The 26,585-nt window shown below is 35.1% G+C and carries 41 protein-coding genes; 40 read left to right on the top strand and 1 reads right to left on the bottom strand.

Annotated elements, in window-relative coordinates:
• Positions 1-5: 5 nt before the first annotated feature.
• The 28 genes from rplB (at position 6) to rplQ (ending at position 13,753) form a co-directional block, all read left to right on the top strand.
• Positions 6-839, top strand: coding sequence for a 50S ribosomal protein L2 (gene rplB, locus R9X47_RS13115; RefSeq protein ID WP_432667311.1), 834 nt, complete (start codon positions 6-8; stop codon positions 837-839).
• Positions 840-914: 75 nt separating this feature from the next.
• Positions 915-1,193, top strand: coding sequence for a 30S ribosomal protein S19 (gene rpsS / locus R9X47_RS13110; RefSeq protein ID WP_432667310.1), 279 nt, complete (start codon positions 915-917; stop codon positions 1,191-1,193).
• A gap of 31 nt (positions 1,194-1,224) precedes the next feature.
• Positions 1,225-1,560: a 50S ribosomal protein L22 gene (rplV, locus tag R9X47_RS13105; protein ID WP_432667309.1), complete on the top strand. Its 336-nt coding sequence runs from the start codon at positions 1,225-1,227 to the stop codon at positions 1,558-1,560.
• 15 nt (positions 1,561-1,575) lie between these two features.
• Positions 1,576-2,328 (top strand): 30S ribosomal protein S3, encoded by a 753-nt coding sequence (gene rpsC, locus R9X47_RS13100; RefSeq protein ID WP_432667307.1) that lies wholly within the window; start codon positions 1,576-1,578, stop codon positions 2,326-2,328.
• A 29-nt stretch (positions 2,329-2,357) separates the two neighbouring features.
• Positions 2,358-2,801, top strand: coding sequence for a 50S ribosomal protein L16 (gene rplP / locus R9X47_RS13095; protein ID WP_432667306.1), 444 nt, complete (start codon positions 2,358-2,360; stop codon positions 2,799-2,801).
• Entirely contained in the window at positions 2,779-2,994 is a 216-nt protein-coding gene (rpmC, locus tag R9X47_RS13090; protein WP_432667305.1) for a 50S ribosomal protein L29, read from the top strand. The genes rplP and rpmC overlap by 23 nt, the downstream gene beginning before the upstream one ends.
• 22 nt (positions 2,995-3,016) lie before the next feature.
• Positions 3,017-3,271 carry a 30S ribosomal protein S17 gene (gene rpsQ / locus R9X47_RS13085; RefSeq protein ID WP_432667304.1) on the top strand — a complete coding sequence of 85 codons (255 nt, stop codon included), beginning with the start codon at positions 3,017-3,019 and terminating at the stop codon, positions 3,269-3,271.
• Between the two features lie 21 nt (positions 3,272-3,292).
• A complete protein-coding gene (gene rplN / locus R9X47_RS13080) occupies positions 3,293-3,661 on the top strand; it encodes a 50S ribosomal protein L14 (protein ID WP_432667303.1) in 369 nt (122 codons plus the stop codon).
• An 18-nt stretch (positions 3,662-3,679) separates the two neighbouring features.
• Positions 3,680-3,991 carry a 50S ribosomal protein L24 gene (gene rplX, locus R9X47_RS13075; RefSeq protein WP_432667302.1) on the top strand — a complete coding sequence of 104 codons (312 nt, stop codon included), beginning with the start codon at positions 3,680-3,682 and terminating at the stop codon, positions 3,989-3,991.
• 29 nt (positions 3,992-4,020) lie between these two features.
• The gene (gene rplE / locus R9X47_RS13070) at positions 4,021-4,563 is read left to right on the top strand and encodes a 50S ribosomal protein L5 (protein ID WP_432667301.1); all 543 of its coding nucleotides are present in this window, start codon (positions 4,021-4,023) and stop codon (positions 4,561-4,563) included.
• Between the two features lie 12 nt (positions 4,564-4,575).
• Entirely contained in the window at positions 4,576-4,761 is a 186-nt protein-coding gene (locus R9X47_RS13065) for a type Z 30S ribosomal protein S14 (RefSeq protein ID WP_432404473.1), read from the top strand.
• Positions 4,762-4,784: 23 nt separating this feature from the next.
• A complete protein-coding gene (rpsH, locus tag R9X47_RS13060; RefSeq protein ID WP_432667300.1) occupies positions 4,785-5,183 on the top strand; it encodes a 30S ribosomal protein S8 in 399 nt (132 codons plus the stop codon).
• Between the two features lie 31 nt (positions 5,184-5,214).
• A complete protein-coding gene (gene rplF, locus R9X47_RS13055) occupies positions 5,215-5,754 on the top strand; it encodes a 50S ribosomal protein L6 (RefSeq protein WP_432667299.1) in 540 nt (179 codons plus the stop codon).
• A gap of 20 nt (positions 5,755-5,774) precedes the next feature.
• Positions 5,775-6,137 (top strand): 50S ribosomal protein L18, encoded by a 363-nt coding sequence (gene rplR, locus R9X47_RS13050; protein WP_432667298.1) that lies wholly within the window; start codon positions 5,775-5,777, stop codon positions 6,135-6,137.
• Positions 6,138-6,154: 17 nt separating this feature from the next.
• Complete coding sequence (gene rpsE / locus R9X47_RS13045; RefSeq protein WP_432667297.1) at positions 6,155-6,661, top strand: 30S ribosomal protein S5; 507 nt, start codon at positions 6,155-6,157, stop codon at positions 6,659-6,661.
• Positions 6,662-6,674: 13 nt separating this feature from the next.
• Complete coding sequence (rpmD, locus tag R9X47_RS13040; protein ID WP_432667296.1) at positions 6,675-6,857, top strand: 50S ribosomal protein L30; 183 nt, start codon at positions 6,675-6,677, stop codon at positions 6,855-6,857.
• 16 nt (positions 6,858-6,873) lie between these two features.
• Complete coding sequence (gene rplO / locus R9X47_RS13035; protein WP_432667295.1) at positions 6,874-7,317, top strand: 50S ribosomal protein L15; 444 nt, start codon at positions 6,874-6,876, stop codon at positions 7,315-7,317.
• A gap of 1 nt (position 7,318) precedes the next feature.
• Positions 7,319-8,590, top strand: coding sequence for a preprotein translocase subunit SecY (gene secY, locus R9X47_RS13030; protein ID WP_432667294.1), 1,272 nt, complete (start codon positions 7,319-7,321; stop codon positions 8,588-8,590).
• Between the two features lie 97 nt (positions 8,591-8,687).
• Positions 8,688-9,338: an adenylate kinase gene (locus R9X47_RS13025; RefSeq protein WP_432667293.1), complete on the top strand. Its 651-nt coding sequence runs from the start codon at positions 8,688-8,690 to the stop codon at positions 9,336-9,338.
• On the top strand, positions 9,338-10,084 hold the full coding sequence (gene map, locus R9X47_RS13020; RefSeq protein WP_432667292.1) for a type I methionyl aminopeptidase: 747 nt from the start codon (positions 9,338-9,340) through the stop codon (positions 10,082-10,084). The genes R9X47_RS13025 and map overlap by 1 nt, the downstream gene beginning before the upstream one ends.
• Positions 10,085-10,109: 25 nt before the next feature.
• A complete protein-coding gene (locus R9X47_RS13015; protein ID WP_432667291.1) occupies positions 10,110-10,400 on the top strand; it encodes an RNA-binding protein in 291 nt (96 codons plus the stop codon).
• A 15-nt stretch (positions 10,401-10,415) separates the two neighbouring features.
• A complete protein-coding gene (infA, locus tag R9X47_RS13010; protein WP_432404446.1) occupies positions 10,416-10,634 on the top strand; it encodes a translation initiation factor IF-1 in 219 nt (72 codons plus the stop codon).
• 15 nt (positions 10,635-10,649) lie between these two features.
• The gene (gene rpmJ, locus R9X47_RS13005; protein ID WP_029267374.1) at positions 10,650-10,763 is read left to right on the top strand and encodes a 50S ribosomal protein L36; all 114 of its coding nucleotides are present in this window, start codon (positions 10,650-10,652) and stop codon (positions 10,761-10,763) included.
• A gap of 168 nt (positions 10,764-10,931) precedes the next feature.
• On the top strand, positions 10,932-11,303 hold the full coding sequence (gene rpsM, locus R9X47_RS13000; RefSeq protein WP_432667290.1) for a 30S ribosomal protein S13: 372 nt from the start codon (positions 10,932-10,934) through the stop codon (positions 11,301-11,303).
• Positions 11,304-11,317: 14 nt separating this feature from the next.
• The gene (rpsK, locus tag R9X47_RS12995; RefSeq protein ID WP_432404440.1) at positions 11,318-11,716 is read left to right on the top strand and encodes a 30S ribosomal protein S11; all 399 of its coding nucleotides are present in this window, start codon (positions 11,318-11,320) and stop codon (positions 11,714-11,716) included.
• 27 nt (positions 11,717-11,743) lie between these two features.
• A complete protein-coding gene (gene rpsD / locus R9X47_RS12990; protein ID WP_432667289.1) occupies positions 11,744-12,364 on the top strand; it encodes a 30S ribosomal protein S4 in 621 nt (206 codons plus the stop codon).
• 73 nt (positions 12,365-12,437) lie between these two features.
• A complete protein-coding gene (locus tag R9X47_RS12985) occupies positions 12,438-13,388 on the top strand; it encodes a DNA-directed RNA polymerase subunit alpha (protein ID WP_432667288.1) in 951 nt (316 codons plus the stop codon).
• Between the two features lie 23 nt (positions 13,389-13,411).
• Positions 13,412-13,753 (top strand): 50S ribosomal protein L17, encoded by a 342-nt coding sequence (rplQ, locus tag R9X47_RS12980; RefSeq protein WP_432404432.1) that lies wholly within the window; start codon positions 13,412-13,414, stop codon positions 13,751-13,753.
• A 197-nt stretch (positions 13,754-13,950) separates the two neighbouring features.
• Here the strand turns inward: rplQ and R9X47_RS12975 are convergent, their stop codons facing one another.
• On the bottom strand, positions 13,951-14,721 hold the full coding sequence (locus R9X47_RS12975; RefSeq protein WP_432667287.1) for an IclR family transcriptional regulator: 771 nt from the start codon (positions 14,719-14,721) through the stop codon (positions 13,951-13,953).
• Between the two features lie 355 nt (positions 14,722-15,076).
• Between R9X47_RS12975 and R9X47_RS12970 the strand changes: the two genes are divergently transcribed.
• From R9X47_RS12970 to rplM, 12 genes are all read left to right on the top strand, one after another.
• On the top strand, positions 15,077-16,054 hold the full coding sequence (locus tag R9X47_RS12970; protein WP_432667286.1) for an agmatinase family protein: 978 nt from the start codon (positions 15,077-15,079) through the stop codon (positions 16,052-16,054).
• 164 nt (positions 16,055-16,218) lie between these two features.
• Entirely contained in the window at positions 16,219-16,893 is a 675-nt protein-coding gene (locus tag R9X47_RS12965) for a maleate cis-trans isomerase family protein (RefSeq protein ID WP_432667285.1), read from the top strand.
• A 36-nt stretch (positions 16,894-16,929) separates the two neighbouring features.
• Positions 16,930-18,159: an Nramp family divalent metal transporter gene (locus R9X47_RS12960; protein ID WP_432667284.1), complete on the top strand. Its 1,230-nt coding sequence runs from the start codon at positions 16,930-16,932 to the stop codon at positions 18,157-18,159.
• Between the two features lie 91 nt (positions 18,160-18,250).
• Entirely contained in the window at positions 18,251-19,165 is a 915-nt protein-coding gene (glsA, locus tag R9X47_RS12955) for a glutaminase A (protein ID WP_432667283.1), read from the top strand.
• A 42-nt stretch (positions 19,166-19,207) separates the two neighbouring features.
• Positions 19,208-20,404: a threonine synthase gene (gene thrC, locus R9X47_RS12950; protein WP_432667282.1), complete on the top strand. Its 1,197-nt coding sequence runs from the start codon at positions 19,208-19,210 to the stop codon at positions 20,402-20,404.
• Between the two features lie 14 nt (positions 20,405-20,418).
• Positions 20,419-20,874, top strand: coding sequence for a RidA family protein (locus R9X47_RS12945; RefSeq protein ID WP_432667281.1), 456 nt, complete (start codon positions 20,419-20,421; stop codon positions 20,872-20,874).
• Between the two features lie 19 nt (positions 20,875-20,893).
• On the top strand, positions 20,894-22,321 hold the full coding sequence (gene glnA / locus R9X47_RS12940) for a type I glutamate--ammonia ligase (protein WP_432667280.1): 1,428 nt from the start codon (positions 20,894-20,896) through the stop codon (positions 22,319-22,321).
• Positions 22,322-22,705: 384 nt separating this feature from the next.
• On the top strand, positions 22,706-23,557 hold the full coding sequence (locus tag R9X47_RS12935; protein WP_432667279.1) for an energy-coupling factor transporter ATPase: 852 nt from the start codon (positions 22,706-22,708) through the stop codon (positions 23,555-23,557).
• Entirely contained in the window at positions 23,542-24,405 is an 864-nt protein-coding gene (locus R9X47_RS12930; protein ID WP_432667278.1) for an energy-coupling factor transporter ATPase, read from the top strand. Before R9X47_RS12935 ends, R9X47_RS12930 begins: the two co-directional genes overlap by 16 nt.
• Positions 24,398-25,195 carry an energy-coupling factor transporter transmembrane component T family protein gene (locus R9X47_RS12925; RefSeq protein ID WP_432667277.1) on the top strand — a complete coding sequence of 266 codons (798 nt, stop codon included), beginning with the start codon at positions 24,398-24,400 and terminating at the stop codon, positions 25,193-25,195. The genes R9X47_RS12930 and R9X47_RS12925 overlap by 8 nt, the downstream gene beginning before the upstream one ends.
• Positions 25,196-25,254: 59 nt before the next feature.
• Entirely contained in the window at positions 25,255-25,989 is a 735-nt protein-coding gene (truA, locus tag R9X47_RS12920; protein WP_432667276.1) for a tRNA pseudouridine(38-40) synthase TruA, read from the top strand.
• Between the two features lie 160 nt (positions 25,990-26,149).
• Positions 26,150-26,578, top strand: coding sequence for a 50S ribosomal protein L13 (rplM, locus tag R9X47_RS12915; protein WP_432667275.1), 429 nt, complete (start codon positions 26,150-26,152; stop codon positions 26,576-26,578).
• Positions 26,579-26,585: the final 7 nt, after the last annotated feature.

Here is a 26,585-nt window from a genome sequence, read left to right as displayed (position 1 = left end):
AAAAAATGGCTGTAAAAAGTTTTAGACCTACTTCTCCTGGTGTAAGACAAATGACGGTTTCTTCTTTCGAAGAGATTACTAAGCAAGAACCAGAAAAGTCACTTGTTGTTGCTCTGAAGAAGCATTCAGGAAGAAACAACCAGGGGAGAATAACTGTACGCCATAGAGGCGGCGGTTATAAAATTAAGTATAGAATTATCGATTTTAAGAGAGATAAAGACGGAATACCAGCTAAGGTTACAGCGATAGAATACGATCCAAATAGATCTGCTAATATAGCACTATTAACTTATGCAGATGGTGAAAAGAGATATATACTTGCACCAAATAAGTTAACAGTTGGAACTACTATTATTTCTGGACCAGATTCAGATATTAAAGTTGGTAACGCGATGAGACTTATGGACATGCCAGTTGGTACAATGATCCACAACATCGAACTAAAGCCTGGAAAAGGTGCACAATTAGTTAGATCTGCTGGAACATCTGCACAGCTTATGGCTAAGGAAGGCAAATATGCTCACGTAAGACTACCATCCAGTGAGGTTAGACTTATAAGAGTTGAGTGTAAAGCAACAATTGGTCAGGTTGGAAACCTAGAACATGAAAATATTACTATAGGTAAGGCTGGAAGAAAGAGACATATGGGTATCAGACCTACAGTTAGAGGTTCTGTAATGAATCCTAATGACCATCCACACGGTGGTGGTGAAGGTAGAACTTCAATAGGTAGACCTAGTCCAGTTACTCCTTGGGGTAAGCCAACAATTGGATACAAGACAAGAAAGAAAAACAAGAAATCAGATAAATATATCGTTAATAGAAGAAAGAAAAAATAAGGGCTCAGAGGTCTTTAGAATTTATCTGGGCCTATGCACCTTATTGCTATGCGCATGAAAGGAGGATTTCAAAACATGGGTAGATCATTAAAAAAGGGACCATTTGTCGATGCCAAACTTCTAAAGAGAATAGAAGAGATGAATGACAAAGGTGACAAGAAAGTAATCAAAACTTGGTCAAGAGCATCAACAATATTCCCACAAATGATTGGACATACAATAGCTGTTCATGATGGTAGAAAACACGTTCCAGTATATGTTACTGAGGACATGATCGGACATAAATTAGGAGAATTTGCTCCTACAAGAACATTCAGAGGCCACGCAGGCGAAAAATCAAGTAAGGTTAGATAGTTAAAGAAAAGTAACGGGAGGAGGTAATACCGTGGAAGCTAAAGCGATTGCTAAATATATTAGGATTTCTCCTAGAAAAATAAAGCCGATTGCTGATTTAGTAAGAGGAAAAAACGCTAATGAAGCTATAGCTATATTAAAGTTCACTCCTAGAAAAGGTGCTGGAATATTAAAGAAAGTAATTGAATCTGCAATGGCAAATGCCGAAAACAATCATGGAATGGACGGAGAAAGTTTATATATATCTGAAGTATATGCTAACCAAGGTCCTACTATGAAGAGATGGAAAGCCGGTTCAATGGGAAGAGCTAATCCTATCTTAAGAAGAACTAGTCATATAGGAGTTGTTTTAAAAGAAAAGGAATAGAAGGAGGGAAAATGCATGGGTCAAAAAGTAAGTCCACACGGATTAAGAGTCGGAATAATCAGAGATTGGGATTCAAAGTGGTATGCTAACAAGAAAGATTATTCAGATCTTTTAATAGAAGACTACAAGATAAGAAAGCATATTAAGAATAAATTATATACTTCTGGAATTTCAAGAGTTCTTATAAAGAGAACAGCTAACAGAGTTAATATAAATATCCTTACATCTAAGCCAGGAATGGTAGTAGGTAGAGGTGGAGAAAGTATTGAAGCCTTAAAGAAGGAACTTAGAAAAATGTCTGAAAAGGCTATTCATATAGATATTACAGAAGTAAGAAAGCCAGAAATAGATGCTCAATTAGTATCTGAGAATGTTGCATTTGCTCTAGAGAGAAGAATCGCATTCAGAAGAGCTATGAAACAAGCTATGGGAAGAGCAATGAAGTCTGGTGCACAAGGAATCAAGATTGCTGTAGCGGGAAGATTAAATGGTGCTGAAATGGCAAGAACTGAAAGCTATAGTGAAGGAAATGTACCTTTATCAACTTTAAGAGCAGATATCGACTACGGTATGGCTGAAGCTGATACTACTTATGGTAAGTTAGGAATAAAGGTATGGATCTATAAAGGAGAAATTCTTCCAGGACAAAAGGTTGAAGAGCCTAAGAATGAGAGAAGACCTAGAAGAAAGCCAAAGCCAAGAGATAATAGATCTAGAGATAACAGATCAAGAAACAACAGATCTAGAGATAATAGAGAAAAGAAGTAGAGGTAACGTAGGGAAAGGAGGAACACGCCATGTTAATGCCTAAAAGAGTGAAACGTCGTAGAGTTCATAGAGGCAGAATGAAGGGTAAAGCTAATAGAGGTAATACCGTTACGTATGGTGAATTTGGTCTAGTGGCTCTTGAGCCAACATGGATTACTTCTAATCAAATAGAAGCGGCAAGGATTGCAATTAACAGACGTATTAAAAGAGGTGGAAAGGTTTGGATAAAAATCTTCCCACACAAGCCGGTAACACAAAAGCCAGCTGAGACTCGTATGGGTGCCGGTAAAGGTTCACCAGAATATTGGGTGGCAGTAGTAAAGCCTGGTAGAGTTATGTTTGAATTATCTGGCGTAGATGAAGAGCTAGCTAGAGAGGCAATGAGATTGGCAGCGATGAAGCTTCCGATTAAATGTAAGTTTGTGACACGCCAGGAAATGGTAGAAAAGGATGGTGAAGCAGGTGAAAGCTAATAAACTTCGTGATATGACTTCACAAGAGTTATCGCAAAAGCTTAATGATTTTAAGGCTGAGCTATTCAATTTAAGGTTTCAATTAGCAACTGGACAATTAGAAAATCCTGTGAGAATAAGAAACGTTAAAAAGGATATTGCCCGTGTGAAAACTATTTTGAGAGAAAGAGAACTTAAGGATATCAAACTATAGATATTTGAAGGGAGGTAATATCGTGGAAAGAGGTAGAAGGAAAGTAAGAATTGGTCGTATCGTAAGCGATAAGATGAATAAAACTGCTGTTGTAGCTGTTGAAGAATTTGTTCGTCATCCTCTATACGGAAAAGCAGTTAAAAGAACTAAGAAGTTTAAAGCCCATGATGAAAATAATGAGTGCAAAATTGGCGATAAGGTAAGAATAATGGAAACTAAACCACTCAGTAAAGATAAGAGATGGAGAGTTGCTGAAATTATCGAGCGTGCCAAGTAGGCAATGGAGGGAGGTATATAAATGATTCAACAAGAATCACGTTTGAAGGTAGCTGATAACTCAGGTGCTAAAGAACTGTTATGTATCCGCGTCCTAGGCGGTTCAGGTAGGAGATATGCTAACATAGGTGACGTAATAGTTTGTTCAGTTAAAAATGCAACGCCAGGCGGAGTTGTTAAAAAGGGTGAAGTTATTAGAGCCGTTGTAGTTAGAACTAAGCAAGGTCTTAGAAGAAAAGATGGTAGTTATGTAAAGTTTGACGAAAATGCAGCTGTAGTTATCAAGGAGGACAAAACTCCTGTTGGAACTCGTATATTTGGACCGGTAGCTAGAGAGCTTAGAGACAATAAGTTTATGAAGATAGTATCGTTAGCTCCTGAAGTACTATAGGTCTAGGAGGTGGAATGAATGCACGTAAAAAAAGGAGATACTGTAGTAGTAATTAGCGGTAAAGATAAAGGGAAGACTGGAAAAATTCTTCAAGTAATCCCAGCTAAAGAAAGAGTAATAGTTGAAGGTGTGAATATGGTGAAAAAACACCAAAAGCCTACTCCTCAAATGCAACAAGCAGGAATAATTGAAATGGAGGCTCCAATTCACGCATCTAAGGTTATGATATATGATTCAAAAGCTAAGAGCGGTACAAGAATTAGATATAAAAAATTAGAAGACGGTAAAAAAGTAAGAGTATCTGTAAAATCAGGTGAAGTTTTAGACTAATCTTCTAGAGTCGAAGGGAGGTAAAATTTGTGGCTAGATTAAAGGAAAAATACAATAATGAAGTTAAGAAAGCGTTAATGGAAAAATTCCAATATAATAGCATAATGCAAGTTCCAAAACTTGAGAAGATAGTTTTAAACATGGGTTTAGGTGATTGTAAAGACAATCGTAAAGCTTTGGAATTAGCAGTTAAAGAACTAGAAACTATAGCTGGTCAAAAGCCAGTAGTTACTAGAGCAAGAAAGTCCGTTGCAAACTTTAAAGTTCGTGAAGGAATGCCTGTAGGTGCTAAGGTAACACTTAGAGGAGAAAGAATGTACGAATTTTTAGATAGAATAATCAACATCGCACTACCAAGGGTTAGAGACTTTAGAGGAATTAACCCGAACTCATTTGATGGTAGAGGAAACTATTCATTAGGAGTAAAAGAGCAACTAATATTCCCAGAAATTAACTACGATAACGTTGAGAAAATTAGAGGTATGGACATAGTGTTTGTAACTACTTCAAAAACTGATGAAGAAGCACGTGAATTATTAAAGCTAATGGGTATGCCATTTAGCAAACAGTAAGGAGGGAAAGTAGTGGCAAAAAAAGCTCTTAAAGTTAAACAACAGAGAAAACAAAAGTACTCCACAAGAGAATACAATAGATGTAGAATATGTGGAAGACCACATGCGTACCTTAGAAAATTTGGAATATGCCGTATTTGCTTTAGAGAACTAGCTTATAAAGGACAAATTCCTGGAGTTAGAAAAGCAAGTTGGTAAACAGGGAAAGGAGGTAATTTATTATGACAATGACAGATCCTATTGCTGATATGCTTACACGTATAAGAAATGCAAACCTTGTGAAACATGATTCGTTAGACGTACCTGCTTCAAACCTTAAAAAGGCCATAGCTGGTATATTATTAGAAGAAGGTTTCATCAAGGGATTTGATGTTATAGAAGACGGAAAGCAAGGAATAATAAGAGTTCAAATGAAGTACGGACCAAGCAAGGAAAGAGTAATAACAGGACTTAAGAAAATTTCAAAGCCAGGTTTAAAAGTTTACGCTAAGAGGGACGAAATCCCTAAGGTACTTGGTGGACTTGGTATAGCTATAGTATCAACATCAAAGGGTGTTATCACTGATAAGCAAGCACGTAAATTTGGTGTTGGTGGAGAAGTAATCTGTTACGTATGGTAATAAGAAATAAACGGTATAGGAGGTGCGAAAATTGTCTAGGATAGGTAAACAGCCAATCACAATCCCAGCAGGAGTTGAAGTTAAAGTTGTTGATAACAATCTTGTAACTGTAAAGGGTCCTAAAGGGGAGTTAAGTGAGCAAATAAATCCTGATATAAAGGTTAATATAAATGACAATGTTATCACAGTAGAAAGACCTTCTGATAAAAAGAATCATAGAGCACTACACGGACTTAGTAGAGCTTTAATAGCTAACATGTTAGAAGGTGTTACAAAGGGATATGAAAAGAAACTTCAAATAATTGGTGTAGGATACCGTGCACAGAAAAAAGGTAAGGTTCTTAACCTACAACTTGGATTTTCACATCCAGTAGATATGGAAGATCCAGAGGGTATCGTTGTAGAGACACCATCTCAAACTGAAATCATCGTAAAAGGAATAAATAAGCAGGCAGTTGGAAACTATGCTGCTAAGATAAGAGACTTAAGAAAGCCTGAGCCATACAAAGGTAAAGGTATTAGATACGAAGGCGAATATGTAAGACGTAAAGAAGGTAAAACAGGAAAATAATAGGAAAGGAGTGACATGAGGTGATTACTAAACCAAGTAGTAACTCTAGAAGAAAAATAAGACATGGTAGAGTACGTAAAAAAGTATTCGGAACTCCTGATTGTCCAAGATTAAACGTATTTAGAAGCGCAAGTAACATATACGCTCAGATAATTGATGATACTAATGGTATTACTCTTGCTGCTGCTTCTAGTCTTGAAGTAAAAGATAAAACATCAAATGGTGGAAACAAAGAAGCTGCTAAGCTTGTTGGTAATTTAGTTGGACAGAGAGCTAAGGAAAAGGGAATTCAAACCGTAGTTTTCGATAGAGGTGGATACCTTTACCACGGAAGAGTTAAAGAACTAGCTGAAGGAGCTAGAGAAGCGGGACTAGAATTTTAGCAGAAGGAGGGAAATAAATGCGCCGTCAATTAATAGATGCTAGCAAACTAGATCTAAAGGAAAAAGTTGTTTCTATCAACCGTGTTGTTAAGGTTGTAAAGGGCGGTAGAAACTTTAGATTTAGTGCGCTTGTAGTAGTTGGAGATGAAAATGGTTACGTGGGCATTGGAACAGGAAAAGCACAAGAAGTACCAAATGCTATTAAAAAAGCAATTGAGAATGCAAAGAGAAATCTAATACATGTTCCAAGAGTAGGAACTACATTACCTCATCAAATTAGAGGGCACTATGGTGCTGGAAAAGTATTATTAATGCCAGCTAGAGAAGGTACAGGAGTTATAGCAGGTGGACCTGTTCGTGCCGTACTAGAGCTTGCTGGAGTTAAGGACGTTAGAGCTAAGTCTATTGGAACTAACAACTCAAGAAACATGGTAAACGCCACTATAAGTGGACTAATGAACCTAAAAACAGTTGAACAAGTTGCTAAGCTTCGTGGTAAAACTGTTGAAGAAATATTAGGTTAGGGGGGTGAACACCTTGGCTAACAAACTTAAAATAACACTTGTAAAAAGTACAATAGGTTCAAAGCCTCAACACAGAAAGACTATTGAAGCACTTGGACTTAGAAAGATCAGACAAACGGTAGAAAAGCAAGATAATCCTCAGATGAGAGGTATGATTCATAAAGTAAGCCACTTAGTGGAGGTAGAAGAAATATAGCAAAGGAGGTGTACTTATGAAGCTTCATGAGTTAAGACCTAATAAAGGTGCAGTAAAGAACAGAAAAAGATTAGGTAGAGGTACTGCTACTGGACAAGGTAAGACTGCAGGTCGTGGACAGGATGGACAAAATTCTCGTTCAGGTGGTGGAGTTAGACCAGGTTTTGAAGGTGGCCAGATGCCTTTATATAGAAGAATTCCAAAAAGAGGTTTCTCAAACTATCCATTCAAGAAAGAGTGGACAATTGTAAACATCGAAGATCTAAACAGATTTGAAGAAGGAACTACTATAACTCCTGAGTTACTAAAAGAAGCAGGAATGATTAAGAAAATAAATGATGGGCTAAAGATACTTGGAGACGGACAACTTGAAAAGAAGCTAACAATAAAAGCTCATAAATTCAGTCAGTCTGCCATAGAAAAGATAGAGGCTGCTGGAGGAAAGGCAGAGGTGATCTAAGGTGTTATCTACCCTAAAGAATGCTTGGAAAATACCAGATTTAAGACAAAAAATCTTATATACACTAATGATGTTTGCTATATTTAGATTAGGAGCCAATATACCTGTTCCTGGAATTAACAGAGAGGTATTACAAAGTATGTTCGCCGGTGGAGGTGGACTACTTGACTTTTTTAACTTTATGTCAGGTGGAGCATTTAAGAATTTTACAATATTTGCGCTGAGCATTTCACCATACATTACTTCTTCAATTATCATGCAATTACTTACTATTGCTATCCCAAGCCTTGAGGCTTTAGCAAAAGAAGGTGAAGAAGGAAGAAAGAAGATAGCACAATTCACTAGATATGGAACGGTAGTGTTAGCGATTATTCAAGCGGTTGGAATGAGCCTTGGTTTGTTTAGACCTGCTTTACAATCTACAGATTTCTGGTCAGTATTTGTAGTAATTATGACATTAACTGCAGGTACTGCATTCTTAATGTGGTTAGGTGAGCAAATCACTGAAAAAGGAATAGGTAACGGTATATCTCTTATTATCTTTGCAGGAATTGTATCTAGATTGCCTGTAGGCGCTTACCAAACTTTCGTAAAGATAAGAAATGGTGAGGCTAGTATAATTTCATTAATAATATTCTGCATAGTTGCTATTGTAATTGTAGCAGGAGTTATTGCTATACAACAGGGTACAAGAAAAATACCTGTTCAATATGCAAAAAGAGTTGTTGGAAGAAAAATGTATGGAGGACACAGTACTCACATACCATTAAAAGTGAATCAATCGGGTGTTATTCCAGTAATATTTGCGATGTCACTTTTACAATTCCCACTTACTATTACTTATTTCGTTAAGGGCGGATTTGCTGACTTTGTAACAAGATATTTATCTCCAACAGGAAATCCTGGAGTATGGATATATAATATTTTGTATGCTTTACTAATAATATTCTTTGCATATTTCTATACAGCGGTTACATTCAACCCAATAGAAGTTGCTAGCAATATGAAGCAAAACGGTGGGTTCATACCTGGTATTAGACCTGGTAAACCAACTTCAGAATATTTACAAAAAACATTATCAAGATTAACTTTAGCTGGTGCAATATTCTTAGCAGGTATAGCAGTACTGCCAACATTAGTTCTAAACTTTACTAATCTACAGATTAGCTTTGGTGGAACGGCACTACTTATAGCAATAGGTGTTGCATTAGAAACTATGAAACAAATTGAAGCTCAAATGGTAATGAGACATTATCAAGGGTTCTTGAAATAGAGATATACAGAGTATAGACTAATAGATCTATGACTCTTTGATGCATGGGGGATTAATTCCCCATTGCATAAATTAGCTTTAACCGGGAGTTGGTAAAATGAGATTGATACTATTAGGACCACCTGGGGCAGGTAAAGGAACACAGGCGGCTAAGATAATCGAAAAGTATAATGTACCTCATATATCTACTGGTGATATTTTCAGAAAGAATATTAAAGAAGGTACAGAGCTTGGAAGAAAAGCTAAAGAGTATATAGACAAAGGTTTACTAGTTCCCGATGAACTAGTTGTAGCTATTGTTGAAGATAGATTAAAAGAGGAAGACTGTAAAAACGGATTTCTATTAGACGGATTTCCTAGAACAGTCAACCAAGCCCAGTGCCTTGATACTGTATTAGATAATATGAATACATCTCTAGATAGAGTAATAAACATTGAAGTTGATAAAAATATCCTTATCGGAAGAGCAGTAGGAAGAAGGATATGTAAAGATTGTGGTTTAGCGTATCATGTAGAGTTTAATAAGAGTAAGGTAGAAGGTAAATGTGATGCATGTGGTGGAGAGCTTTATCAAAGAAACGATGATAAAGAAGAAACTGTTTCTAAGAGAATTGAAGTATATCTTAATGAAACTGCACCACTTACTGAATACTACTCTGATAAAGGACTTCTAAATAATATTGATGGGCAAAAGCACATTAATGATGTTTTTGAGGATATAGTGTTGGCTCTAGGGAGCGAAAAGTAATGATTATCTTGAAATCGCAAACTGAAATTGAAAAAATGAAAATAGCAGGCAATATAGTAGGAAAAACCCATGAAGAACTAAAAAAACATATAAAACCCGGTATTACTACAAAGGAACTTGATCAAATAGCTGAAGATACAATAAGAAGCCTTGGAGGAATACCTGCTTTCAAAGGATACGGTGGCTTCCCTGCCAGTATTTGCGCTTCTGTTAATGAAGAAGTTGTACATGGAATTCCTGGATTAAAAAAACTAAAAGATGGCGATATTATTAGTATAGATATTGGATCCATCTATGATGGTTATTACGGTGATGCAGCTAAAACTTATCCAGTTGGTGAAATCTCAGATGATGCGAAAAATCTTATTGAGGTTACACGAGATAGCTTTTTCGAAGGCTTAAAGTTTTGCAAAGAAGGATTTCGTTTATCGGATGTATCCCATGCTATACAAAAGTATGTAGAAGATAACGGTTTTTCAATTGTTAGGGATTATGTAGGCCATGGTATTGGGGCAAATATGCATGAAGATCCTCAGATACCGAATTTCGGACCAGCGGGTAAGGGTCCAAGACTCCGCACTGGGATGGCTTTAGCTATTGAACCAATGGTTAACATGGGAACCTATAAAGTAAAAACACTTCTTGACAATTGGACTGTTGTAACCGTGGATGGAAAATTATCTGCCCATTATGAACATACTTTGATAATCACTGAAGACGAACCTTTAATATTAACAAAACCATAGTCGAAGATTAAAAGAGGTGTATATTTTGCAAAGTACTAGGGAAGTTGCTATTGGACAATTTGTTAAGTCTAAGGCAGGAAGAGATAAGGATAGGGTTTTTATTGTCATAGATATAATTGATGAGCTGTATGTTTTGATAGCTGACGGAGATTTACGTAAAATGGAAAAAGCAAAGAAGAAGAAAATTAAACACCTGTCCAAATTCAATATAATCAGCGAAGAAATTGTAAAAAGATATGATACACATAAGAAGATTAGCAATCTAATGCTTAGACGAGAGATTGAGAAATTGGGGCTTCATAAGACCCAAATATAGGAGGTATGATTCCTAATGGCAAAAAAAGAAGCTATTGAAGTTAAGGGAACTGTAGTAGAGGCACTGCCGAATGCAATGTTTAAGGTGAAGCTTGAAAACGATCACGAAGTTTTAGCTCATATATCTGGAAAACTTAGAATGAATTTTATTAGAATATTACCTGGTGATAAGGTTACCTTAGAACTATCTCCATATGATTTGACAAGAGGTAGGATTACTTGGCGTGGCAAGTGATGAAGGAGGGAAATTATGAAAGTAAGAGCATCAGTTAAACCTATTTGCGAAAAATGCAAAATTATAAAAAGAAAAGGAAAAGTAATGGTAATTTGTGAAAATCCTAAGCATAAGCAAAAACAAGGTTAAATTTCAAATTACTTGTAGCTTTTTTTAGTTAGCTTTAGTATAATATTCTCTTGAGAGAAATATTAGCGGCTGCATATCAAAGAAAATATTATTATTAAATAGAAAATCATCCTGAGCAAAATAATAAACACATACTAATGGAATATTTACCTAGGAGGTGTACAGTGAATGGCGAGGATAGCAGGTATCGACTTACCTAGAGACAAGAGAGCTGAAATAGGCTTAACTTATATCTTCGGGATAGGAAGAAAAACTTCCCAAGAAATTTTAACTAAGGCTGGTATTGATTTTAATACTAGAATTAAAGACTTAACTGAGGAAGAAGTTAGTAATTTAAGACAAATTATTGACAACGACTACACAGTTGAAGGTGATTTAAGAAGAGAAGTTTCTTTAAATATCAAGAGATTAAAAGAAATTGGATGTTATAGAGGTATCCGTCATAGAAAAGGTCTTCCAGTAAGAGGTCAGAGTTCAAAGACTAATGCTAGAACACGTAAGGGACCTAAGAGATCAGTATCTCGTAAGAAGAAGAAGTAGAAGGAGGTTAGGTAATGGCAGCTAAGAAAGTGCGTAAAGTACGTAGAAAAAGACGTGAGCGTAAAAACATAGAGCGTGGTCAAGCGCATATCCAATCTACATTCAATAATACAATTATAACTATTACTGATGTGGCTGGAAATGCAATATCTTGGTCATCAGCAGGAAACTGTGGTTTTAAAGGTTCAAGAAAGTCTACTCCATTTGCTGCTCAAATGGCAGGAGAAGTTGCTGCAAAGGCGGCTATGGAACATGGATTAAAGACTGTAGAAGTATATGTAAAAGGACCAGGCGCAGGAAGAGAAGCAGCTATTAGATCTCTTCAAGCAGCAGGATTAGAAATAAACGCAATTAAAGACGTTACTCCAATACCGCATAATGGTTGTAGACCACCAAAACGTAGAAGAGTATAACAATAGAGTAGGAGGTGCGTAAGGAAAATGGCTAGATATACGGGACCATCTTGTAGACTTTGTCGTAGAGAAGGAATGAAATTATATCTTAAGGGTGAGAGATGCTATACTGACAAATGTGCTGTTACTAGAAGAGCAAAAGCACCAGGTCAGCATGGTGATAGAAGAACAAAGGTTTCAAACTATGGGCTTCAATTAAGAGAAAAGCAAAAAGTAAAAAGATATTATGGATTATTAGAGAATCAATTCAGAAACTATTACTCAATAGCTGAAAAGCAACAAGGAATTACAGGTGATAACTTCTTAAGTTTACTTGAAAGAAGATTAGATAATGTTGTGTACAGACTTGGTTTTGCGGCTTCAAGAAAAGAAGCAAGACAATTAGTAAGACATGGACACTTTACATTAAATAATCACAAGGCAAATATCCCTTCAATGCTTGTAAAGCCAGGAGATATTGTTGATGTAAAAGAGAAGAGTAAAAATTCACCTAAGATAAAAGAATTAAAGGAAAAGGCTGTAACAGTACCTAAGTGGTTAGACGCTGATGTGGAAAAACTACAAGGTAAAGTTGTAGCTATGCCTTCAAGAGAAGACATAGAGTTACCTATAGAAGAACATCTAATTGTCGAGTTATATTCTAGATAATATAGAGAGTTTTAATTAATATATTAGAATCAGTTACCCTCATAATAATACTAGATTAAGAGGGGTGAAAATCGTGATTGAGATAGAAAAGCCGAAGATTGAATGTGTTGATTTAAATGATGACTTCACGTATGGTAAGTTTGTGGTAGAGCCTTTAGAGAGAGGCTATGGAACAACATTAGGTAATAGCTTAAGAAGAATTCTATTATCATCGCTGCCGGGTACAGCTATAAAATGGATTAAGGTAGACGGAGTACTACACGAGTTCTCAACTATACCTGGTGTAAAGGAAGATGTTATAGAAATCATCTTAAACTTAAAAGGTCTAGCTGCAAAAATACATTCTGATGAAGAAGTTAAGGTAGTTAGAATTAATGCTCAGGGTCCAGGTCGAATTACTGCAGGTGATATAAAAGCTGATGCCGATGTAGAGATATTAAATTCTGACCTTCATATAGCCACTCTTGAAGATGGTACAGAGTTAAATATGGAATTAGGATTATCTAAGGGCAGAGGTTATGTTGCTGCAGAGAATAATAAAGAAGATGGTATGCCAATAGGAGTTATACCGGTTGATTCAATATATACTCCGGTAAGCAAAGTTAACTATACTGTTGAAAATACAAGAGTTGGACAGGTAACTGATTATGATAGGTTGACATTAGAGGTTTGGACAGACGGAAGCATTAAACCTGATGAAGCCGCTTCGTTAGGCGCTAAAATTATGAATGAACATTTAAATTTATTCATAACATTAACTGACCATATTGATGATGTTGAAATTATGGTTGAAAAAGAAGAAGATAAAAAAGAAAAAGTATTAGAGATGACGATAGAGGAATTAGACCTTTCTGTTCGTTCATACAACTGTTTAAAGCGTGCGGGTATCAATACAGTTGAGGAGTTAACACAAAGATCTGAAGAAGATATGATGAAGGTTAGAAACCTTGGTAAAAAGTCACTCGAAGAAGTTAAGCATAAATTAGCAGATTTAACTCTTGGTTTAAAGCCAAGTGATGAATAGGCTAGGGTAAAGGAGGGAAAGTTATGGCTGGTTATCGTAAATTAAGACGTCCTACTGATCATAGAAACTTGATGCTAAGAAACCTAGTTACAAGTCTATTTAAAAATGGACGTATACAAACTACAGAGACTAGAGCTAAAGAAACTCGTAAAATAGCAGAGAAGATGATAACACTTGCTAAAAGAGGCGACCTTCATGCAAGACGTCAGGTACTTGCATACATGTTAGATGAAACTGTTGTAAAGAACCTATTTGATGAGGTTGCACCGAAGTTCCAAGAAAGAAATGGTGGATATACTAGAATTCTTAAGCTAGGCCCTCGTAGAGGTGACGCTGCACCAATGGCTATTCTAGAATTATTATAGTGAACTCTAAATTAGGGGATTAAGCATAGCTTAATCCTTTTTTATTTATATCAGTTTAGGAAGAATGGCTTTAATGCTAAAGAAGTCCATTAAAATAATTGCTCACTAAATAAAACCATGATTAATCAATAGCTGACTAATCATGGTTTTTATAGTTTTTGATATTTATCATTGCAATATAAAATAGAAAGGTCATCTTAACAAGATAAACTACTACTAAGCTTTTTTGAAATGATATTAGAAAATTCTATCATATCTTTGCTTACATCGTGTAAAATATTTTCTATGATAGGTGTCGTAGCAACGATACTAATCGTAGCAAATAGAGTCCTTTCATCCTTTAGAATAGGTGTAGCAATACTACTGATACCCATACCAACCTCTTCAAATTCAGTTGAATATCCAGTATTGTCTATTTTCTTTAACTCACTTTTCAATTGCTCAACATCCATAATAGTATTCTCGGTAAATTGCTGAAAATCAATATTTTCTATATCATATATATTCCCATACTTTAAAAGTAGCTTTCCACTTGAGGTGGCATTCATAGGAAAAATAGTATCAAGAGTTGTTATTAAAACATAATGAGAATTATCTGGATTAACAGAGTCGATAGTAAATATATTATTATTAGAAATTAATTGAAGTCTACTTCCTACCCCATAGGTTTTAGTCAACTTTTCTAAGTATACCCTAGCAATATTTTTTAAATTATCAATATTGTTTTTATATAGAAATTCAGCTTTAGAAATGTAAATTAATCCAAGCGCATATACATTATCTTCAGGGAAATGTTCTATGTATCCATTTAATACTAGCGTATTTACAATTCCTCTTGTGGTGTTTATATTTAGAGAAAGTCTTTGGCTGATTTGATTTAATGTTAATCTAGAGTTGTTGTAATCAAAACAATTAATGATATCTATGGCTCTCTGTATTGATTGAATTACCTTAACATTTTTTTTCATTAAATTCACCTAATTTTGTTTATTTTGATTTAACAGTATATAGTGTATAACAATAATAGTAAAAATACAAGGTATTGTAAAAACTTTTATATAATAGCAATAAAAACATAGGTGTATTGAATGTAGTATATTTTTTCTATGGAAGCAGTCCCTAATCAAAATTGAAGTTTCTTCTAGGAGAGTTTTCAATTTTAGATTAGGGGTTTTATATTATCAGGACAATAATGACAATAAATATACAAAATTGACTGAATAAATAGAAAATATTAATTTGACGTATTGACTAATAAAAATAAAACGATTATAATGATATTATCGTTAATTAAACGATAATATAGTGATGGAGGATAGAATTATGATCAATAAACCAGTATGTTATATTCCAGGGAGAGAAATCCCGGAGGTTTTTAGTGGTACCCCTACATTTCTAGGGCTTCCTAAAATAAAGTCAAAAGAGGATATTAAAGAACATGACATAATATTTATGGGCGTTCCTTGGGAAGGTATCTGTACGTGGGGATCTTTTACAGATTGCGAGCTTGGAACAAAAACTATTAGAAATGCTTCAGTACGATATGGCGGTTATTTACCAGATTTTGATGTGGACATTTTTGACCATTTTTCTGGAGGGGATTATGGAGATACAATAGTCCAAAGTGGCAACTATGACGTTACATATAGAGGAATTGAGGATAAGTTTTCTGATATTATTGAAAATAATAAAATTCCTGTAGTTTTTGGTGGTGATCATTCTATTTCTTATCCCCTTATTAGAGATTTTGCTAAAAAACATGGTGGCAATATAGGGATTATTCACTTTGATGCACATATGGATAACATGGCTTCCTTTGGTGATGAAAAGTACGCAAGGTGCTCACCTTTTTATAGACTTTATGAGGAAGAAGCAATAGACGCTACAAAAATTGTTCACGTTGGAATAAGAGGTCCTAGAAATAATCCCTCTGGACTAAAATCAGCAAAACAATACGGAGCAACTGTAATAACTGGTATGGAAATAAAGCTCAATGGATACATGGAGTCCATTAAAAAAGCAATTGAAATCGCATCTGATGGAACTAATGCCATATATGTAACTGTATGTTCAGATATACTCGATATTGCAAATAATCCAGGAGGGCCACCAGATCCTTGCGGGCTTACATCATTTGAGCTAGCTATGATGCTATATGAATGTGGAAAGGCTGGAGCAGGCGCATTTGACTATGTAGAAGTATATCCCTTAGATGATAAAGCTAATGTTTCGTCCCATACAGCTGTTTGGATGACTTTATATTTTTTACAAGGTGTAACTAAGAAAAGATTCAACTTATAAAAAACTTTAATGAAAATCGTAAGGACAATTTTTTTCAAACACATAAATGAAATTGTATTTATTCAAAATAGTAATGAGCAATTTTTCAAAATCTTTCAAAAAAAACTTCCAGTTGACAGCAAATATAACTGTCAACTGGAGACGATTATCAGGGGAGGGCGGCTGTGGAAAAAAAGAGAATTGCACTAATTATTCCTCATACAGACATTACCCTAGAAACAGACTTACAAAGGAATTTGCCTAAAAATTATATCTTACATACCCATAGAATATGGCTTGATGAAGTAGGGGAAGAAGCAGAAAAAAGGATGGTAGATACAGAACTTCCTAATGGAATTAAGTTTCTAAAAAATATTGCAAACTACGAGGCGGCTATTTTTGGATGTACATCAGCTTCTGCTGTGTATGGAATAGATGGTTTGAAGAGCTTAGAAGCTTTATTATCAATGCAACTTGGCTGTAGATCAATATCAGCATTTGGAGGAGTTTTAAAAGAAATTAGAGAAAGGAGAGCAAAGAAAATAGCAATGATAACTCCTTACCCAGATCCAGTTAATAAATTTATGGTAAGGACACTTAATAACTTTGGTGTTAATATTGTATATTACAATGGACTTGGACTAAGTGATGATACTGAAATTAGCAAAGTTGAACCAAGTGCAATAAAGAAGTTTATACAGGATAATAAAGATTACATAATAAATAATGCTGACTTATGTTTTATATCTTGTACAAATTTCAGAGCGATGGAGATAAGAAATGATGTCGAAAAAATGCTAGGCGTAGATACAATAACGAGTAATTATGGGATATTTAGATTTATAATGGAAAGCTGTTGAGGTTAACGATTATTACGGGTAATGAGGAGGAATATCATGAATAGTAAAGTGAAGTATACATGGAAAGATAAATTAAAGGCGATAGGTCCAGGAGCTATGATTACAGGATCATTTATTGGACCAGGCACAGTAACCACTGCCACGAGAACAGGGGCGAGTTATGGTTATGCATTACTTTGGACAATTATCTTTGCAATTATAGCTACAATTGTTTTGCAAGAGATGGCAGCAAGACTTGGCATTGTTACACAAGAAGGTCTTAGTGAAGCGATTAAGAAGCAATTTGATAATCCATTTTTAAAGACTGCCAGTATGATATTAGTTGGTACATCAATTACCCTTGGTTGTGTTGCTTATATGGGTGGAGACCTTACAGGTACTGCCATAGGACTAACTACAATAACTGGACTGCCTAGTAGAATTTTAGGGCCTGCCATGGGAGTTCTAATTTTATTTATTATTACTAGAGGTACGATTAAATGGCTTGAGAAACTATTAGCAGGTTTAGTAGCACTTATGGCGGCAATATTTGTTATTACTATGATAATAGTAAAACCAGATCTCGGAGCCATTCTTACTGGTGTAGTTCCTAAAGTTCCAGAGGGTGGACTAATGCTTTGTATAGCTCTTATAGGTACAACGATAGTACCGTATAATTTTTTTATACACGCCGTATCAGCTAAGAACACTTGGGACAGCCCAGACAAGATAGAATTATCTAAATGGGATATATACCTTTCTATTACTGTAGGTGGAATTATAACATCGGCGATATTAATTACAGCAGCAACGGTTATGCATGGGTTTGAAGTCAAATCGGCAGCAGATATGTCTATGCAACTTGAACCACTACTTGGTTCTTCTGCTAAAATTTTTCTTAGTGTAGCGTTAGTTGCAGCAGGATTATCTTCTGCAATATGTACTCCTCTAGGTGCATCATTCGTTTTAGCAGGGTTGTTTGGTTGGGAGTACAGTAAGAAAGATAAGAGGTTTATGGCTGTTAATATTGGAATACTTGTTTCAGGTATATTAGTATCTGCAACAGGATTTAATCCACTTACAATTATCGTTTTAGCGCAGGCACTTAATGGTATAATTCTGCCGGTTGTAGTTATTTATCTTGTATATGCAACTTGTAGCAAAAAGATACTTGGTGACTATGTAAATGGACCTGCAGTAACAGTTATAGGTGTTATAATCAGTTTGATTACAGTTATATTAGGTGGGAGTAGTGTGATCTCTGCAATACAAACTGTAATAGGATAATAAAATAATTTATTATGAAAAGATAATGTGATTTTTATAGTTATGTTATCTTTTCGTGATATTATAACAAATTAATAATGAGGTAGAGACAATGAAAAGACTATTAGATGATTTAGTATATAAAACAAGAAAATATACTTCTGATGGAGAACTTGCCAGTTACATTCCTGAACTATTGAAGGCAAATATTAATGATCTAGGTATATATATAATTGATAATAATGGCGACGAAGGCTTTTCGGGGGAGTACAATAAATCCTTTACTATACAAAGTATATCAAAGACAATATCCCTTCTATTGGCACTACAAGATAATGGAATAGAATATCTAATGGAAAATATAGGACTAGAATCTACAGGAAAACCATTTGATGCTATTGACTATACTGAGAGTCAGATCCTTAGAAAGCACATTAATCCTATGGTTAATATGGGGGCGATTGCCGTTTATCATATGATAAAGGGAGAAACATATGAAGAAAAGTTTCATAGGGCATTGACCCTAGCAAAAAAATTAATGGGCAATGAACTTATTGAAGTAAATGAAACAGTATATGAATCAGAAAAAATGACAGGGAATAAGAATAGAGCCATGGCATATTTACTTCTTACTCACAAAATTATTAAAGGCAATGTAGAAGATGTAGTAGACATGCATTTTAAAATGTCATCTTTAAAAGTTACTTGTAAAGAGTTGGCAAATATCGCTTTTATACTTGCAAATAAAGGACAGAATATTTCTGGCGAACAGATAGTAGAAACTAAACACGCAATGTTTGCCAATGCAATACTTACCACCTGTGGAATGTATGATGGTTCTGGTAATTTTGCAATCAAAGTTGGAATGCCTGCAAAAAGTGGGGTGGGCGGAGGAATAATGGCAGTGGCTCCAAGACAATTTGGAATAGGTATCTATTCTCCAGGGCTCGATAAAAATGGTAATAGTTTAGCTGGAAAAAAACTATTAGAAGAACTTAGTGAAGAATTAAGCCTTAGTATTTTCTAACTAATTCTGGATAATCCAGGGCCATATGTTGGAGGGAAAATCATGAGATTAATATGTACAAAATGCAATGAAAAATATCCTAGTAATGGGTTGTATTATAGATGTAAAAAATGTAATGAACCGTTACAATTAGCTGAAGTAACTGATGCTAAGATTATTAAAAACGATAATATGAGGCAAAGTATGTTAGCAAGATATAGGGAGTTTTTTCCCTTTGAAAAAACAGATGACAATATTTCCCTAGGGGAGGGATTTACCCCATTAACTCAGTCCATTGTTCTACAGAAAAAGCTTGGAGTTTCTAAGATTTATCTAAAAAACGAAAGTCAAAATCCCACGTGGTCTTTTAAGGATAGGGGAACGCTTGTAGGTATTATGCATGCGAAAGAACTAGGTTATAGAAAAATTGGAACGGTATCTACGGGAAACATGGCGCCCTCTGTTGCTGCATATGGCAGGAGAGCAAATCTTGAAACTTTCATATTTGTAAAAGATGATATTGCCCAAGAAAAGTTAGCACCTATAGCAATTTATAACCCAAATCTTATAAGGGTAAGGGGAGATTATGGAGAACTTTATTTTAAAAGTCTTGAAATAGGAAGAGAAAATGATATCTACTTTATAAATTCCGATGTTCCTTTTAGAGTAGAAGGGTCTAAAACGATTGCCTTCGAAATAGCCGAGCAGCTTGGCTTTAATATGCCTGACTATGTAATTGTGCCCACTAGTGCTGGCGGAAATCTAAGGGGAATTTTGAAAGGCTTCAAGGAACTTAAAAACTGTAGATATATTGAAAAAGTTCCCAATATTGTTTGCGCACAATCTACGGGTTGTTCTCCTATTGTAACGGCAGCTAAGAATGGAGAAACAGAAATCTCAAGAGTAGAAAATCCAGCAACTATAGCCCATGCTATAGAAAATCCTTTTCCACCTAGTGGAAACTGTGTACTTAACTCTTTAGATAGGGAGCATTTTGTTAGTGTGAATGACGATGAAATCATTCAAGGACAAAAATTATTAGCAGAAGAAGGGGTTTTTGTACAGCCTGCTTCAGCAGTTACAGTTGCTGCAATAAGGAAACTAAAGGAACAAAGAGTTGTAACTGGAAACGAAACAATAGTTTGTATTGTAACGGGAAGTGGTCTTAAATATCCTACGGCATTGAAAAGCCATAAACTAGAAATACATACCTCTAATATTGATAGACTTTCTAGTTATGTTATTAAAAACTTTAAATAAGACGGAGGCTAGAAATGGATATAGAGAATAGAATAAAAGCATTAGGAATAGAACTTCAGCCTTGCCCTAAACCGGCAGCAATATATATTCCATATGTGGTAAGTGATAATTATATATTTATCTCTGGACAAACTCCTAAAAATGGTAAAGAATTAGTTTTTGCAGGGAAAGTCGGACGGGACATATCGATAGAAGAAGGGTACAAAGCTGCAGAGTTGTGTGGGATAAGACTACTTAGCGTAATTAAAGAGGCCGCCGGTAGTCTTAGCAATGTAAAAAAAATAGTTTCTATGACTGGATATGTAAATGCAAATGAGGAGTTTGAACAACATTCCCAAGTTATAAATGGAGCTAGCGAACTTATAGAAAAAATTTTTGGTGATAAAGGAAAGCATTCAAGAGCCGCAATTGGTGTAAGTTCCCTTCCGGGAAATGCTTCTGTTGAAATATCACTGATAGTGGAAATTTGATTCTTAAGGAGGAAATATAATGTTTAAAGATATAAGAGATATGATTGACTATTGTGAAACTGAGGGAATAGAGGTTATAGATCTAAAGCTAGTTGATATGAAGGGGAGATGGCATAGACTATCTATAACCAGTAGCAAGCTATCAGAAGATATAGTCACTAAGGGGATTGGCTTTGATGGTTCAAGTTATGGCTTTTTAACTGTAGAAAAATCCGATATGGTAATGATACCAGATGTTACAACAGCCTATGTTGATAGTTATCGGATTTATAAGACTATTGTGGTTATTGCCGATATTTATAGAATAGTTGGAGATGATCTTGTTAGATTTGAGGATGATCCGAGATATATTGCAGAAAAGGCAGAAATATTTATGAAGGATAACAAAATAGCTGATACTTGCCTTTTAGGTCCAGAGTTTGAGTTCTATGTCCTTGATCACGTATCTTATAAAAATACTAATTCTCATATGGAGGTAAAACTTGACTCGAATCAAGCTAACTGGAATATGGGAGATGCTTCAAAACAAAACATAGGGATGAAAGTTTCTCATCATGGTGGATATCACCTTGACTCTCCCTTTGATAGTAGCTATGAATTTAGAACAGAAGTATGCCTTGAGGCAGAAAAAATAGGTATTCCAATTAAATATCATCATTCAGAAAATGGAGGCCCTGGGCAAGTTGAGATAGAAGTTAATTTTGCAGGAATAAAAGAGATGGGCGATCGAACAATGAAGATGAAGAATCTTCTTAATAATTGTGCCAAAAAGTCAAATAAATCAGTGACATTTATGCCTAAGCCCTTTGTAGATGAATGTGGGAATGGACTTCATGTTCACATCCAATTGAAGAATGAAGATGAATATATTATGTACGATAAAGATGGTTATTCAGGACTTTCTAATATTGCCAAGTATGCAATTGGTGGTATATTGACTCATTCTAAGGCTATAACTGCTATCACAAATCCTTCGACCAACTCATATAAGAGGCTAGTTCCTGGCTATGAAGCTCCAGTTAGTGTTTGTTATGCTACAGCTAATAGAAGTGCAGTAATAAGAATACCGGGATATACTATTTCTGCTGACGAAAAAAGATTTGAGCTCCGTAGTCCCGACGGTACATGCAATCCTTATCTTGCGTATTCCACAATTATGATGGCCGCATTCGATGGAATTATTAATAGGATAGACCCTAATAACTATGGTCCATATGATATTAATTTATATAAATTAACAGAGGAAGAACAGAAAAAAATTGAGAGTCTCCCGACTAGTCTTATAGATGCAGCGATTGCCCTTGAAAATGACTATGAATTTTTACTTGTTGGAGGAGTTTTTACTGAAAACATCATTAAGAATCATATAGAAAGAATAAAAAGAGAGTATTATTCGGTAAATAAAATGCCGCATCCCATTGAGTTTGAGATGTATTATGAGTTATAAAAGGGGAAATATATAAGCTTTAAGATGTAATTACCATGAGTAATTAACTGCTATGATATATACAATATATTATGGCAGTTTTTTGCATATTTGAGACGGAGGTTTTTAGAAGAAGTATTACAATTTTGACTGTATCTTAGAGCATAAGGTATTGTTTATATACATGTTATCTATAGTTACCCGTAAAACACTCATATTTAATGTGTATCTTATGGGCATACTACAACTATGAATACTGTAGCCTAAAATTTCAGCAAAGTTAGACTTAGATTTTATAGAAGTACTACAGCAGTTATACGTCACCAATCATTAGCCAATATTTGTTCATAAAAAATTTTGATTTTAGTGCTAAGGAAGTTTATAATAGAAAGGTAAAAACAACACATGAGAGGTAATAGAATGTCAAATATGGTTGAAACTAAGGAATTAATATTTGAATATACAAGCAATGAGGATGAGAAGGTGACAGCAGTAAATAACCTATCTCTAGATATAAAAGATGGAGAATTTGTTGCGGTATTAGGGCACAATGGATCCGGAAAATCTACTCTTGCTAAGCTGATTAATGCAATACTTTTACCCAGTGGGGGAAAGGTATACGTAAATAATATGGATACATCAGATGTAGAACAGTTATGGGATATTAGACAATGTGCTGGTATGGTATTTCAAAACCCAGACAATCAGATAGTGGCAACAATAGTAGAGGAAGATGTGGCATTTGGTCCTGAAAACCTAGGCATTGTGTCAAGTGAGATAAGAGATAGAGTAGATGAATCTCTAAAGGCCGTAGGTATTTATGCGTTGAGAAGAAAGCCTCCTCATCTATTGTCTGGAGGTCAGAAGCAAAGAGTTGCAATTGCAGGGGTATTAGCAATGAAGCCAAGATGTATCATATTTGATGAACCCACAGCAATGCTGGATCCATCGGGGAGAAAAGAAGTAATGGATGCAATAATGAAATTAAACAAGGAAGGTATAACTATAATACATATTACTCATTTTATGGATGAAGCAGTAAACGCTGATAGAGTAATTGTAATGGAAGATGGTAAAGTAGCACTTAGTGGGAATCCAAAACAAGTGTTTTCAAAGGTAGAAGAATTAAAGGAATTGGGATTAGACGTACCACAAGTTACTCTTTTATCCCATGCACTTAATAAAGAAGGAATTAAGCTTTCAGAAGATATTTTAACTGTAGATGAGATGGTGATGGAATTATGTCAATTACTGTAGAGAATCTCGTACATATTTATAGCGCAGGTAGTCCATTTGAATCAAAGGCTCTTTCTGAAATAAGCTTTTCTATTAAAGAAGGAGAATTCGTAGGTTTAATTGGCCATACAGGTTCAGGAAAGTCTACACTAATACAGCACTTAAATGGACTATTAAAGCCAACTAATGGAAAAATATTTATTAACGACTTAGATATTACGAGTAAAAATGTAAAACTTAGTGAGATACGAAAGAAAGTAGGATTAGTTTTTCAGTACCCAGAATATCAGCTATTTGAAGAAACCATATATAAGGAAGTTGCCTTTGGACCAACTAATCTTGGGCTGTCTGAGTCTGAGATAAAAAACAGGGTAAAGGAAGCCTTAGGTATCGTAGGATTAGAATATGATAAGGTTAAGGATAGATCACCTTTCGAACTGAGTGGAGGGCAGCGAAGAAGAATAGCCATAGCAGGAGTATTAGCTATGAAGCCAGAGGTGCTTATATTGGATGAGCCGACTGCTGGATTAGATCCAAGAGGAAGGGATGAAATTTTAGCTCAAATTAAGGCACTGCATACAAAATATAAAATAACTGTCATATTAGTTTCACATAGTATGGAAGACATTGCTAGATTAGTAGATAAAATAATAGTTATGGATAAGGGAAAAATAGCCTTAATAGGGACACCACGAGAAGTATTTAATGAGGCAGATAGTCTTGAGAAAATGGGACTAGGTATTCCTCAAATAACTTATTTGGTTAGAAAGCTAAAAGAGCAAGGTATTAGTATCAGAGAAGATATACTAACCGTTGAAGAGGCCAAGAATGAAATACTTAAACTGGTAAGGAGCAAGAAAAATGCTTAGAGATATAACATTAGGACAATACTACCCAATAGACTCAACTATTCATAAACTGGATCCTAGATTCAAAATTCTAGCATCCTTTGCGTATATTATTGCTCTTTTTATAGTAAAAAATATTCAGACCTATATAGTAGTCACTGGATTTCTAACCTTAATAATTCTTTTATCTAAGGTTCCCTTAAAATATATTCTTAGAGGACTAAGACCCATACTTATAATTATATTTCTTACATTTGGAATCAATATTTTCATGACTCAAGGAGAGCCACTATATAATTTAGGACCCCTAACAATAACTAGAGAAGGAATTGAAATGGCTGTATTCATGGCCCTTAGACTTGTATTCCTAATTATAGGAACATCGCTTCTTACCCTTAGCACATCACCGATAGAGCTTACAGATGGTATAGAACGAGTTCTGAACCCCTTTAAGAGGATTGGTGTACCTGCCCATGAGTTAGCCATGATGATGACCATAGCATTAAGGTTTATTCCTACCTTATTGGAGGAAACCGACAAAATCATGAAGGCTCAAATGGCACGTGGAGCAGACTTTGAAAGTGGAAACCTTGTGAAAAGAGCAAAGAGCTTGATCCCACTATTAGTTCCCTTGTTTATTGGTGCCTTTAGGAGGGCAGATGACCTAGCCATGGCCATGGAGGCTAGATGCTATAGAGGTGGAGAAAACAGGACAAGGATGAAGCAGTTGAAGTTCTATAGGCGAGATTATATTGCTACAGCAGCGATGATAGTATTTGTTGCGTGTATAGTGATAATTAGATTTAACTAAGCATATAGGGCGTTAAGTTCTACTATGTAAACCCTATAAGAAAGGTCAAAAGAATCTATATGAAAAATATCAAACTAACAATAGCCTATGATGGAACAAACTACAGTGGCTGGCAAAGGCAAAGTAATGCTAGAACTGTACAAGGTGAGATTGAGAAAAAATTGAGAGCAATCACAAAGCAGGAAATACAGATTCACGGTTCAGGTAGAACTGATGCAGGAGTCCATGCGTTGGGTCAAATTGCAAGCTTTACAGCAGACCTATCAATACCTATTAATAAGTTTGCCTTTGTCCTAAACAATGCACTACCTTCAGATATTGTAATAAAAGAAGTAGAAGAAATGGACATGGATTTTCATGCAAGATATTCAGCAAAGGGGAAAAAATATATATATAAAATATATAATGAAGTAATAAGAAATCCTCTATATGCAAATTACTCATACTTTGTTAGTAAGGATGTAAATATAAATAGGATAATAGAAGCAAGTAAGTATTTTATTGGAGAACATGACTTCAAAGGTTTTATGTCATCTGGCAGCAATGTGAAGAATACAATTAGAACAATTTATAATATAGATGTGTACCAGAAGAATGAATTTGTTATTCTTGAATACAAAGGGAATGGTTTTCTATACAATATGGTTAGAATAATTACAGGGTCATTATTAGATGTATCATCAGGGAAAGTAAAGATGGAAAACCTTGATTATATAATAAAATCAAAGGATAGAAAAAATGCTAGACATAAGGCACCAGCACAAGGATTATATTTAGCTGAAGTTTATTATTAGACTTAAATAATTTGGACTAAATATTCCTTGACACACACGGCTCCATGTATTAAAATATAAGATGGTTTAAAATAGTCTTTAAAAAATCCACTAGCCCCGGATTTTTAAGATAAAAGTAGATATACTCAATATTCGGATTTGTAAGATAGGAGGGAAATCGATGAAGTCATACGTAGCTAAGCCACATGAAGTGGAAAGAAAATGGTATGTAATCGATGCTGAAGGAAAGACTTTAGGTAGACTTTCAACACAAGTTGCAACTATATTAAGAGGAAAGCATAAGCCTACTTATACACCACATGTTGATACAGGTGATTTCGTAGTAATCGTAAATGCAGAAAAGGTAGTATTAACTGGTAAGAAGTTAGATCAAAAAATGTATAGATGGCACACTGGATATCCTGGTGGACTTAAAGAAAGAACATACAGAGATATGATCAACACTAAGCCAGAAAAGGTTGTTTTCCACGCTGTAAAGGGAATGCTTCCTAAGAACTCACTAGGAAGAAAGATGTTAACAAAGCTTAAGGTATACAGAGGTTCAGAGCATAAGCATCAAGCTCAACAACCAGAAGTTCTTGATATATAGTGATTGC

This window comes from Wukongibacter baidiensis (assembly GCF_050888315.1).
GTDB classification, from domain to species: domain Bacteria; phylum Bacillota; class Clostridia; order Peptostreptococcales; family Caminicellaceae; genus Wukongibacter; species Wukongibacter baidiensis.
Note: the sequence above shows the minus strand (reverse complement) of the source record. Positions and strands in the feature narration are given on the sequence as shown.